This is a genomic window from Mesorhizobium sp. M1295 (assembly GCF_040318135.1).
In the GTDB taxonomy this organism is placed as follows: Bacteria; Pseudomonadota; Alphaproteobacteria; order Rhizobiales; family Rhizobiaceae; genus Mesorhizobium.
Genome location: NZ_JAMYLU010000031.1, coordinates 49,912 through 60,361 on the forward strand (window position 1 = coordinate 49,912; position 10,450 = coordinate 60,361).

Annotated in this window: 11 protein-coding genes, 2 tRNA genes and 1 pseudogene; 7 read left to right on the forward strand and 7 right to left on the reverse strand. The window is 61.0% G+C overall.

Going from position 1 to position 10,450, the window contains the following annotated elements:
- Window positions 1–124: 124 nt before the first annotated feature.
- From gcl to NKH29_RS29190, 3 genes are all read left to right on the forward strand, one after another.
- The gene (gcl, locus tag NKH29_RS29180; protein WP_352496178.1) at window positions 125–1,906 is read left to right on the forward strand and encodes a glyoxylate carboligase; all 1,782 of its coding nucleotides are present in this window, start codon (window positions 125–127) and stop codon (window positions 1,904–1,906) included.
- 23 nt (window positions 1,907–1,929) lie between these two features.
- Complete coding sequence (gene hyi, locus NKH29_RS29185; RefSeq protein ID WP_352484572.1) at window positions 1,930–2,727, forward strand: hydroxypyruvate isomerase; 798 nt, start codon at window positions 1,930–1,932, stop codon at window positions 2,725–2,727.
- A 227-nt stretch (window positions 2,728–2,954) separates the two neighbouring features.
- Entirely contained in the window at window positions 2,955–3,839 is an 885-nt protein-coding gene (locus NKH29_RS29190) for a 2-hydroxy-3-oxopropionate reductase (protein ID WP_352587603.1), read from the forward strand.
- Here the strand turns inward: NKH29_RS29190 and NKH29_RS29195 are convergent.
- Both NKH29_RS29195 and NKH29_RS29200 read right to left on the reverse strand, forming a co-directional pair.
- The gene (locus NKH29_RS29195; protein WP_352587600.1) at window positions 3,836–4,252 is read right to left on the reverse strand and encodes a DUF6508 domain-containing protein; all 417 of its coding nucleotides are present in this window, start codon (window positions 4,250–4,252) and stop codon (window positions 3,836–3,838) included. The two genes, NKH29_RS29190 and NKH29_RS29195, sit on opposite strands and share 4 nt — an antisense overlap.
- Window positions 4,253–4,265: 13 nt before the next feature.
- Entirely contained in the window at window positions 4,266–5,120 is an 855-nt protein-coding gene (locus NKH29_RS29200) for a TrmH family RNA methyltransferase (protein WP_352587597.1), read from the reverse strand.
- Between the two features lie 201 nt (window positions 5,121–5,321).
- Between NKH29_RS29200 and NKH29_RS29205 the strand changes: the two genes are divergently transcribed.
- Together NKH29_RS29205 and NKH29_RS29210 are read left to right on the forward strand one after the other, a co-directional pair.
- A tRNA-Tyr gene (locus tag NKH29_RS29205) sits at window positions 5,322–5,406 on the forward strand.
- 67 nt (window positions 5,407–5,473) lie between these two features.
- Window positions 5,474–5,547: transfer RNA gene (locus NKH29_RS29210), tRNA-Gly, on the forward strand.
- A 178-nt stretch (window positions 5,548–5,725) separates the two neighbouring features.
- Here the strand turns inward: NKH29_RS29210 and NKH29_RS29215 are convergent.
- Entirely contained in the window at window positions 5,726–6,193 is a 468-nt protein-coding gene (locus NKH29_RS29215) for a YidB family protein (protein ID WP_023717512.1), read from the reverse strand.
- 159 nt (window positions 6,194–6,352) lie between these two features.
- Between NKH29_RS29215 and NKH29_RS29220 the strand changes: the two genes are divergently transcribed.
- Window positions 6,353–6,610 carry a GlsB/YeaQ/YmgE family stress response membrane protein gene (locus tag NKH29_RS29220; protein WP_023717513.1) on the forward strand — a complete coding sequence of 86 codons (258 nt, stop codon included), beginning with the start codon at window positions 6,353–6,355 and terminating at the stop codon, window positions 6,608–6,610.
- A 45-nt stretch (window positions 6,611–6,655) separates the two neighbouring features.
- Here the strand turns inward: NKH29_RS29220 and NKH29_RS29225 are convergent, their stop codons facing one another.
- The 4 genes from NKH29_RS29225 to NKH29_RS29240 all read right to left on the reverse strand — a co-directional run bounded on the left by NKH29_RS29225 (window position 6,656) and on the right by NKH29_RS29240 (window position 10,074).
- Complete coding sequence (locus NKH29_RS29225; protein ID WP_352484574.1) at window positions 6,656–7,279, reverse strand: peptidoglycan recognition protein family protein; 624 nt, start codon at window positions 7,277–7,279, stop codon at window positions 6,656–6,658.
- Window positions 7,280–7,420: 141 nt separating this feature from the next.
- Complete coding sequence (locus tag NKH29_RS29230) at window positions 7,421–7,870, reverse strand: GFA family protein (RefSeq protein ID WP_023717515.1); 450 nt, start codon at window positions 7,868–7,870, stop codon at window positions 7,421–7,423.
- Between the two features lie 19 nt (window positions 7,871–7,889).
- On the reverse strand, window positions 7,890–8,777 hold the full coding sequence (locus NKH29_RS29235; RefSeq protein ID WP_023717516.1) for a DMT family transporter: 888 nt from the start codon (window positions 8,775–8,777) through the stop codon (window positions 7,890–7,892).
- 88 nt (window positions 8,778–8,865) lie between these two features.
- Window positions 8,866–10,074 carry a glycosyltransferase family 87 protein gene (locus NKH29_RS29240; protein ID WP_352484576.1) on the reverse strand — a complete coding sequence of 403 codons (1,209 nt, stop codon included), beginning with the start codon at window positions 10,072–10,074 and terminating at the stop codon, window positions 8,866–8,868.
- 291 nt (window positions 10,075–10,365) lie between these two features.
- Here NKH29_RS29240 and NKH29_RS29245 point away from each other — a divergent pair.
- A pseudogene (locus NKH29_RS29245) lies at window positions 10,366–10,450 on the forward strand (GTP-binding protein); the annotation flags it as partial.

Genomic DNA, 10,450 nt, shown 5'->3' on the forward strand with positions numbered 1-10,450 from the left:
CAGAAAGGCCAATCAATTCAATTCACAAGAGCCGCTCTCTAGAAATGAAAAAATATTCTGAAAAAATTGAAAAGTAGTCGGCGCACTGGCATCATCGGCCATCAACAATTCCGTGGAGGCTGACATGGCCAAGATGCGCGCAGTCGACGCAGCGGTTCTCGTCCTCGAAAAGGAAGGCATTTCCTGTGCCTTCGGCGTGCCGGGTGCTGCGATCAACCCGCTTTATTCGGCGCTGAAGGCGAGGGGCAGTATCCGCCACATCCTTGCGCGGCACGTCGAGGCGGCTTCGCATATGGCCGAAGGATTTACCCGCGCCAGATCGGGCAATATCGGTCTGTGCATCGGCACTTCGGGTCCCGCCGGCACCGACATGATCACCGGCCTCTATTCGGCCGCTGCCGATTCCATCCCGATCCTCTGCATCACCGGGCAGGCGCCGCGGGCTCGCCTCAACAAAGAGGATTTCCAGGCTGTCGACATCGCCGCCATCGCCGCGCCCGTCGCCAAATGGGCTGTTACCGTCATGGAACCCTATCTGGTGCCGATGGCGTTGCAGAAGGCGTTCCATCTGATGCGCTCGTCGCGGCCGGGGCCGGTTCTCGTTGATCTGCCGGTCGATGTGCAACTGGCTGAGATCGAGTTCGACATCGATGCTTATGAGCCGCTGGTGCCGTTCAAGCCGGCAATGTCGCGCGCTCAGGCGGAGAAGGCCCTGAAAATGCTCAATGCGGCCGACAAGCCGCTGATCGTCGCCGGTGGCGGCATCATCAACGCCGATGCGTCGGACCTGTTGATCGAATTCGCCGAAGTCACCGGCGTGCCTGTCATTCCGACGCTGATGGGCTGGGGCGCGATCCCCGACGACCACCGCCTGATGGCTGGCATGTGCGGGCTGCAGACCTCGCACCGCTACGGCAATGCGACGATGCTCGAAGCCGATTTCGTATTAGGCATCGGCAACCGCTGGGCCAACCGCCACACCGGTTCGGTCGACGTCTACACCAAGGGCAAGAAATTCATCCACGTCGATATCGAACCGACGCAGATCGGCCGCGTCTTCGCGCCGGACCTTGGCGTCGTCTCGGACGCCGGTGCGGCGCTTAAAATGCTGCTCGACGTCGCCACCGAATGGAGGACGGCCGGGAAATTGCGCGACTGGTCGGGCTGGGCCGGCGAATGCCGGCAGCGCAAGAAGACGATGAAGCGCAAGACGCATTTCGACCAGGTGCCGCTGAAGCCGCAGCGCATCTACGAGGAGATGAACAAGGCGTTCGGCCGCGACACCACCTACGTCACCACGATCGGCCTGTCGCAGATCGCCGGGGCGCAGTTCCTGCATGTCTACAAGCCGCGCAACTGGATCAATTGCGGCCAGGCCGGGCCGCTCGGCTGGACATTGCCGGCGGCGCTCGGCGTTCGCGCCGCCGATCCGGACCGTACCATTGTCGCACTTTCCGGCGATTATGATTTCCAGTTCATGATCGAGGAACTGGCAGCCGGCGCGCAGCACAGACTGCCCTACATCCATGTCGTCGTGAACAATGCCTATCTCGGCCTGATCCGCCAGGCGCAGCGCGGGTTTTCGATGGATTTCGAAGTCAGCCTGGCCTTCGAGAACGTCAATCGACAGGGCGATGCCGAAGCTGGCTACGGCGTCGACCATGTCGCTGTCGCCGAGGCGATGGGCTGCAAGGCCGTCAGGGTGCGCAAGCCGGAGGAATTCGCCGGTGCCTTCGAGGAGGCGCAGCGCCTGATGAACGAGCACCAGGTTCCGGTTGTGCTCGAATTCATCCTCGAGCGCGTCACCAACGTTTCGATGGGCACCGAAATCGACAAGATCACCGAGTTCGAGGAGCTTGCCGAGCATCACGAAGACGCGCCGACGGCGATCGTCATGCTCGACTAGCTGTCTTATGAGGAATTACTGCCATGCCACGGTTTTCAGCCAATCTTTCGATGCTCTTTGGCGAGCACGACTTCCTCGACCGCTTCGATGCCGCCGCCCGAGCGGGCTTTAGGGGTGTCGAGTATATCGGTCCCTATGACCATGCGCCGGATGTCGTTGCGGCAAGGTTGAAGCAGAACGGGTTGACGCAGGTCCTGTTCAACCTGCCTGCCGGTGACTGGGCCAAGGGCGAGCGCGGCATCGCGATCCTGCCGGACCGCATCCCGGAGTTCCGGCAAGGCATTGCCAAGGTCGTCACCTACGCGCACGCGCTGGGTTGCGAGCAGGTCAATTGCCTCGCCGGCATCGCGCCGCAGGGCGTCGATCGCTCCGTGCTGGAAGACGTCTTCGCCGAAAATCTGGCTTTCGCGGCGGAAAAGCTGGAGCAGGCCGGCATCCGGCTGCTGATCGAGCCGATCAACACCCGCGATATCCCGGGCTTCTTCCTGAATTACTCGGACCAGGCGCTGGCGCTGATCGACCGCGTCGGCTCGAAGAACCTGTTCCTGCAATACGACATCTATCACATGCAGATCATGGAGGGGGATCTCGCCCGTACCATCGAGGCAAACCTCAACCGCATCGCGCATATCCAGCTTGCGGACAATCCTGGCCGTCATGAGCCGGGGACGGGCGAGATCAATTTTCCTTTTTTATACAAGCACATCGACAGGATCGGGTACCCCGGCTGGGTCGGGGCGGAGTACAAGCCGAAGGGCGGAACGGAAGCCGGGCTCGGGTGGTTTCGGGACGGGGCCGGGCAGGGGAGTGCGGCGGCATAGACGCTACGTATCGCACGTCGCGTTCCTGCGCGCCCCCCTCTGGCCTGCCGGCCATCTCCCCCACAAGGAGGGAGATTGGATGTCACCGCCGCTTTCGCCAATTTTCGAGGTCGGGAAAGTTTAAGGGCCGGAGCGCGAACTGCCGATCTCCCCGCTCGTGGGGGAGATGGCCAGCAGGCCAGAGGGGGCGCGCAGGAACGCCGCCTTAACAAGAAACGGAGAAAGACATGGAAACCATCGGCTTCATCGGACTCGGCATTATGGGCGCGCCGATGGCGGGGCATCTGCTCGGTGCCGGCTATCAAGTCTTCGCCAGCGACCACCGCTCGAAACCGCCGGCCGATCTCGTCGCCAAGGGTCTGAAGCCCGTCTCCGGCCACAACGCCGTTGCGAAAACGGCCGACATCGTCATCACCATGGTTCCGGATACGCCGCAGGTGGCCGATGTTCTGTTCGGCGACAATGGCGTCGCGTCCGGCTTGACCAAAGGCAAGCTGGTCATCGACATGAGCTCGATCTCGCCGATCGAGACCAAGGCATTTGCAAAAAAGATCAATGATCTCGGCTGCGACTATCTCGATGCGCCGGTGTCGGGCGGCGAGGTCGGCGCCAAGGCGGCTTCGCTGACGATCATGGTTGGCGGTGAGGAAAAAGCCTTCGAACGCGCCAGGCCCATCTTCGAGAAGCTTGGCAAGAACATCACTCTGGTCGGACCCAACGGCGTCGGCCAGACCACCAAGGTCGCCAACCAGATCGTCGTTGCGCTGACCATCGAGGCCGTCGCCGAAGCGCTTGTTTTTGCATCGAAAGCCGGCGCCGACCCGGCCAAGGTCAGGCAGGCGCTGATGGGCGGGCTCGCAAACTCGCGCATCCTGGAAGTGCATGGCGAGCGCATGATCAAGCGCACTTTCGCGCCCGGCTTCCGCATCGAACTCCACCAGAAGGACCTGAATCTCGCCCTTGAAGGCGCGAAAGCGCTCGGCGTCGCCCTGCCCAACACTTCAACGACGCAGCAATTGTTCAACTCGTGCGCGGCGAATGGCGGGTCAAAGGAGGATCATTCGGCGCTGGTCAGGGCTTTGGAAAGAATGGCGAACTTCCAGATTGGCTAGAGAGTTTGCTGGCTGCTGCCAGTCAATTTGAACTTACCGACATTGGCAGCTATCCGCTCAAGGGCTGGGACAAGCGTGCCGTTCTCGAACGCTTCGCTAAGAGCTCCGTCAACCCACCTTTCATCGGCCAAGTTGCTGGCGACCCGATAATGGATCTCTGTGACGTCCATGGAGGCCAGGGCTTCGGCGTTCTCCGGCAACCAACTCTCCCGGCCGGCGTTGACGTCGAGAAATTTTCCAAAATCGGCTGGATTCTCAAGGCCGTGGACAAGCTGGAATATGTCATCCATCACGGCGTGGTAGCGGTCGTTCGCCTCGTCATAAAACTCCGGCGGAGTGAGTGTTCTTAATGTGCCGATCGTACTCGCGAGAAGCGCGAGCCATTCTCCCTGGTTTGAAAACGCCTTTAACATACCAATCGCTCGATCAATCCGCCGAAAGAAACTTCCTCGCCGCATAAAGCGCCACCGCCGCCGCATTCGACACGTTGAGCGAGCGGATGGCGCCGGGCATGTCGAGCCGGGCCAGCGTCGTCACCGTCTCGCGCGTCTTCTGGCGCAGGCCCTTGCCTTCGGCGCCGAGCACCAGCGCTATTCTGTCGCCGGAAAAACTCTTTTCAAGCTCCGCCGGTCCATCCGAATCGAGACCGATGGTCTGGAATCCGGCATCGTGCAGCTGGCCGAGCGCATCGGCGAGGTTCTTTACCTCGATTTGGTCGATATGCTCGAGCGCGCCGGAGGCCGACTTCGCCAGCACGCCGGATTCCTGCGGGCTGTGGCGCGCCGTGGTGATCAGTGCGCCGGCACCGAAGGCCACCGCCGAGCGCAGGATCGCGCCGACATTGTGCGGATCGGTGATCTGGTCGAGCACCAGCACCAACCTGGTGTCGCCGAGCGCATCGAGGCGTTTCGGTTTCAGCGGCTCGGCCTCGATCAGCACGCCCTGGTGCACGGCATCCGAGCCGGTGACCTTGTCGATGTCCCTGGGTTCGACCAACTCCGCCTTGAAGGGCAAAGCGCCGAGATCGGCGATTGCCAGCCGCTCGGCAGCGTTGCGCGTCACCAGCATTTTCTTGATCTTGCGGCGCGGATTGTCGAGTGCGGCCCGCACCGTGTGCAGCCCGTAAAGCCGCACCAGCCCGTCCGCCGCGTTCTCCCCGGGCGGCACCGGCTGGCGTGGCCTGAACGCCGGCGCGCCGCCGCTCTTCTCGTCGCGATGCGCGCGGCGCAGCTTGGCGTAGTGGGTATCTTTCGGGGTCTTCGATTTGTTATCGTTGCTCATGGCGGCCTCTATAGCCGTGTCGTCCGGCGATGGATACAGCTGCACAAGGTGCTTGTCAGGCGAGGTGCGAAATTCAGCGCTTTTTGCCGGGCTGTTGTGGTTGACAGTTTTGGGCGCTGCCGCCATAAGGCGCTTCGCGGAAGGGCTGCTTTGGCGGCCGCGACGCGTCGATGCCTCGTTGCATGGCTCCGGCGGCAGACTGGAGAGGTGCCCGAGTGGTTAAAGGGGACGGACTGTAAATCCGTTGGCTATGCCTACGTTGGTTCAAATCCAACCCTCTCCACCACTGCCGGCCCGGAAGCCCTGAAACGCAGAGCGAGCGTCGGAGCGTATCCGATGCTTGACTGAAAGGCGCGGGTATAGCTCAGTGGTAGAGCAGCAGCCTTCCAAGCTGAATATGCGGGTTCGATTCCCGCTACCCGCTCCAGATTTCCCGCAGCCGCGGCGTCCCTCGCGCACGATCCCGAAGCAGGCACTGCCAAGTGAAGCGCTTTGCCGATAATTCAAAGTGTTGGTTGCGCGTCCAGACGGACGCGCAACGACCTTAATCCGTTGTTTTATGCATGTCGTTGTACCAAACCGCAGGCGGTGTTGGGCGACATGCCTTAACTCGCGAATTTGCTGAATATGGACGCGAGCTGGTTCTGCTGCGGCACTTGCCCGTTCGGCGTCAGCTGGTCGACAAGCCCTGGCAAGGCTGCGGACAGTTGCTTGAGCAGGTCCTGCTGGTTCAGCCCCGTCCTTTGCGCGATCTCCTGAATGATTTGTGGCCCGAGAGCGCTGCCCAGATCGCTGGGGTTGATCGGCTGGTTCTGACCGGTACCGACCCACGAATTGGCGACGTTGCCGTGGCCGGCGTCCTTCAGTTTGTCGAGCAGGCCGCCCAGACCGCCGAGCAGGCCGCCATCGGCGGATGCTGTTGTATCAGGCGGGACGGGGGCAGGGCTTTGCGTTGCCTCCGGCTGGGCGGAACTTCCACCGCTCAGCATTTTTCCCACCAAAAGTGCGCCGAGCGCGATCATCAGCGGCTTGGCGACGTTGCCGCCGGGAACGGCATTGTCAAACAGTCCCATTGTGGATCTCCATGTCAAATTGCCCGTCCGTCTCCGACAATGACGCATCCATGGCGAATTTCAAGCCGGTTTGAGCTTTCTGTAATCATGATTTTCAAGTTGGCTTGAGCTTTGCTTAATAATGTGGAAGTAATCGAGCGCGGGGAACGGAGAGGAAAAATGTCAATATTAAGCTGGATTATTCTCGGCGTCATCGCCGGCTTCATAGGCAGCAAGATCGTCAATAAAAGCGGGCAAGGCCTTGTGCTCGACATCGTGCTCGGGATTGTCGGGGCCATCGTCGGAGGGCTCATCTTCAGCGCGTTTGGCGCGTCGGGCGTTACCGGGCTCAACATCTATAGCCTGATCGTAGCCGTGGTCGGTGCCGTGGTTGTCCTCTGGGCCTATCATCAGTTCAGCGGCAAGAGGGCTCTATAGAAGCCGTCCGGCAGTTGCGTCGGCATTCGGGTGAATGCCGACCGCCTATCTGATCCTTCTGAGGATTTCGCGGATCAGCGTGTTGAGGCCGGCTTCCAGCCCTCTCACCATGATCGGCCATAGTTCCTCCAGCAATCGCTGCCATACGGCATCCCGCCCAATCCTCACCGGCAGATTTGGCATCGAGCTCATTGCCGCCGTCACGTCGCGGCGCAGCCGCTCGCCGCAGCCGCTTGCGCCGCTGATCGTCGGATCGAAAGGCAGCCGGGTGAAATCCCATTTTCCGCGTTGCTCGATGCCGAGATTGCTTTCGACCTCGGCGTGCGAGAGCACCGTTTTGGGCGTGACCTTGATGCGGTAATATTTGCAGAGTTCGGCGACAACCGCGGTCATCGCGTCCCACTGCGCCCTGGTCATCGGATAGCGGCCGGCATCGAACGGCCTTTCCTCCGCCCCGGCCATGCAACAGAGCGAAACCCCGATCGAGCCGCCGTTGCAGTTGAGCGTGTGCGCGGCATATCCCGGTTTTACCCGGCCGGAATTGAGCGCGATCGAAGGCCGGCCCCTGACCAGACGGCCATTCCCCTCGACCAGTATGTGATATGCATCCTTGTCGGTATCGCCGGCCGAATGCGAGCCCGCCGTCCAATGGCAAATGACGCGCCTCATCGCAACATTGGGCAACCACTCGGGCGGTAATGCCACAGAAATCCCCGCGACATAGGTTCGGTGACGGAGCACAGTATAGTTTCTTTGGCGACGGACGCGAAAACGAAACGATAATTTGGTTGAGCGTTTTCTAACGGTCAGCTATTCGTCGGCATCTCCAGCGACCACGTGTTCTTCATATTGCGGCAGGTCGTCGGTGATCGTGAACCACTTCGCCTTGGAGCCGACAAAGATGTGCTGCGTCGGGCGGATGGTCGGCTCGTCGACCAGGGTTCCCATGGCGACATGCACGAAGGCACCGCCGCGGACCACCGAATAGAGCAACGAGCCGCAAGTCTTGCAGTGCGCGTTATGGCCGGTTTCGTCGCCGAAGATCATGAGATTGTCCTCGCCCCTGGTCAGGCTCAGCCTGTCGCGTTCGATGCCGGCGAATGGCTTGAACGCCGAACCGGTGGTGCGCCGGCAGTTCGAGCAGTGGCAGTTCGCGGCATAGATGAACGCGTCCGCCACCGCATACTGAACGGCGCCGCACAGGCACTTTCCGGTGAGCGTGCGGTTGCTTGCATTCTGGTTGCTTTCCGGGCTTGCCATGCGCTTCTCCACTTCCGCTCTAGGCGACGACAGTCAACCGGCGCTTGCGCTCGTCGAGCGAGACGATTGTCAACCCGCTGGCCACCACCAGCAGGATACCGCAGATGGCCAGCGCATTCGGGAGTTGCCGGAATACCACCAGGCCCGAAATCACCGCCCAGACGGTGAAGCAATAGTAGAACGGCGCCACCACGCTGGTCGGCCCGACCCGATAGGCCATGAAGATGAAGAAGTGGCCGAAGATCAGGAACAGTCCGGCCCCCGCCATCAGCAGCAGGTGATGGGTTTCAGGCACGACCCACTGCTCGGAAAGCAGATGCGCGACGCCGGCGCCGGCGAGCACCACGACCACCGCGGAAATGGCAACAACCATCCCCGGCACCTCGGCGGCGACCTTGCGTCCCGCCAGATCGCGTGCCGCGGACAGAGCGGCATTGCCCAGCGCCAGCAGGGCGTAGACCGAAATCCCCTGCATCGTCGGTTGTGCCACCATCACCGCGCCGATAAAGCCAAGGCCGATCAGCGCCAGCCGCACCCCGCCGATCCGTTCGCCAAACAGGATCGAGGAGCCGACCAGCATCAGCAAGGGTGTGATCTGCCCAAGCGCGGTCGAATCGGCGATCTGCATGTTGGCGAGCGCCACCACGTAGCAAAGGATAGCACCCAGTTCGAGCAGGTTCCTGCGCAACACCTTCGCGTCGAGGATCAGCGGGATCTGCTTGCCATAGCCCAGCATGAACAGCAGCGGAATGCCCCACAATGTTGCCGCAGCGCCGCGCAGGAACAGCACCTCATAGGGCGGCAGTCCCGCGGTTGCGAGCTTCATCATCGTGTCGTTCACGATGTAGGACCCGGTCGAAACGACCATGAACAGCGGGCCTCGGATGGCAGTCGGGATGAAATGCATGGGCCGACGAAATCAGACCGGCGCAGCAGCGGCAATGGGCCAGCGGCAAGCGAACGGATTTCCAGCGGCAAGCGAACGGATTATGGCTTCAATTCACGTTGAGCGCTCCAGCCCGCGAAGCCAAGCGTGTCGGAAAAGCCTGCCATGCGCGGCCGACCACCAGGCCTGACACAAGCAGCGCCGAGAGAAAGGCGGTGGCCAGGTGGTCCGAGGGGCCCGAGACGAGCAGAATTCCGGCAGCGATCACGACAGCGCTTTCTTTCGCCGAAAATCCTGATTTTCCTAGAAACGCCAGCGGGATGGCAAGAGCCACGAAATCATAGATGAACGCGTAAGGCGAAGCGAGAATCGTCACGGTTGCGAGCGCTGCTGCCTTGACGTCGAACGCCACTTTTTGACGCCATATCCAGACAATGCCGGCGCTCAGAACTGCGATGAGCAGGCCCTGCGCGGTCCATGCGAGCGTCCAATTCCACCCAAGCGCGCGGACAAAACCGTAGAGGCTTTGAAGCTTGGAGAAGTCAGCCCTACCATCGACGAGAATGGTGCCGTTGACCTTGGCGGCGGCATCGAAGAAATCGGACCAAATCTCGGCGCCGAAGAGGCCGATGGAAAGCATGATCATGACGGTGGTGGAAACAGCGGCCCAACCGATCACTCGCCAAAAGCCTCCGGCGATGAGCGCAAGCGGGATCATCAGACCGAATTGCGGCTTATAGGTGAGCAGGCCGAAGCAGAGGCCGGCCAGCGCGGGGCGTTTTTCGATCGAGGCGATGGCTGCGCCAAGCAACGCAGCGGTAATGAAGCCGTTTTGGCCGACCACGGTATTCCAAAGCACGGGGGGCCAGGCCATGGCTGCCAGAATCGCAACGCGTGTGTTCCCGATCAGCCGTATGGCGGCGGCGTAGAGCGTTATCCCGGTCGCCATCCATGCAACCAATGCAGCCGGATAGGATAGCAACGCCAGTGCGGCGGTCACGATCAGGAAAGTCGGAGGATACTGCCATGAAAAATAGCCGTCGAAGGTAGCACCGCTTTCAGCGGTCGCGATGCTCTTGTGCAGGTCCCAATTATAGGCATCGGCGGCACGGCCTTGCAGGACAAGCTTGCCAGCCCCCCAGAATGCGATGAAGTCGGTCGCCAGCGGCCGCCCGTTTTCGTCGAACAGCCAGCTGCCGATCAATATCGAAATGCCAAGCACGCCGATGTAAGTGCAGATCAAGCCGCATATGGCCAGATAGATCAGACGTTGCAGGTTCTGCCCTGTCGCGATGGTGGCAATCCGCATGATGCTCATTTACCCGCAAGTGCCCAGGCGCCATTCTGCTCCAGTGTCATTAAGCCAGTCTCATTAAGGGAGTGTCATTAAGGGTTTGTGGCGCCTCCGGCCTTGGGTCGTGCCCATCTTACATTTCCGTCTTGCCATTCCCATATCGGCCACATCCCCTAAATCGGATCATGGGTTCGAACCGAGTGAGCCGCGCTCAGCCACAAGGCACTTGTGTTTTTCGGCCTTAGTCGCTAATCGCCCCGCATTCGACTGAACTGAAGGTCCAGGCCGTCCTTAGGCCGTCCAAGGAAAGAGACTATGGCAAAAGGTAAATTCGAGCGCACTAAGCCTCATGTGAACATTGGCACGATTGGTCACGTCGACCACGGCAAGACGTCGCTGA

Excerpts from the sequence above, each read along its gene's own strand:
- gcl (WP_352496178.1), top strand. The coding sequence starts at position 125 with ATGGCCAAGATGCGCGCAGTCGACGCAGCGGTTCTCGTCCTCGAAAAG.
- hyi (WP_352484572.1), top strand. The coding sequence starts at position 1,930 with ATGCCACGGTTTTCAGCCAATCTTTCGATGCTCTTTGGCGAGCACGAC.
- NKH29_RS29190 (WP_352587603.1), top strand. The coding sequence starts at position 2,955 with ATGGAAACCATCGGCTTCATCGGACTCGGCATTATGGGCGCGCCGATG.
- NKH29_RS29195 (WP_352587600.1), bottom strand. The coding sequence starts at position 4,252 with ATGTTAAAGGCGTTTTCAAACCAGGGAGAATGGCTCGCGCTTCTCGCG.
- NKH29_RS29200 (WP_352587597.1), bottom strand. The coding sequence starts at position 5,120 with ATGAGCAACGATAACAAATCGAAGACCCCGAAAGATACCCACTACGCC.
- NKH29_RS29215 (WP_023717512.1), bottom strand. The coding sequence starts at position 6,193 with ATGGGACTGTTTGACAATGCCGTTCCCGGCGGCAACGTCGCCAAGCCG.
- NKH29_RS29220 (WP_023717513.1), top strand. The coding sequence starts at position 6,353 with ATGTCAATATTAAGCTGGATTATTCTCGGCGTCATCGCCGGCTTCATA.
- NKH29_RS29225 (WP_352484574.1), bottom strand. The coding sequence starts at position 7,279 with ATGAGGCGCGTCATTTGCCATTGGACGGCGGGCTCGCATTCGGCCGGC.
- NKH29_RS29230 (WP_023717515.1), bottom strand. The coding sequence starts at position 7,870 with ATGGCAAGCCCGGAAAGCAACCAGAATGCAAGCAACCGCACGCTCACC.
- NKH29_RS29235 (WP_023717516.1), bottom strand. The coding sequence starts at position 8,777 with ATGCATTTCATCCCGACTGCCATCCGAGGCCCGCTGTTCATGGTCGTT.
- NKH29_RS29240 (WP_352484576.1), bottom strand. The coding sequence starts at position 10,074 with ATGAGCATCATGCGGATTGCCACCATCGCGACAGGGCAGAACCTGCAA.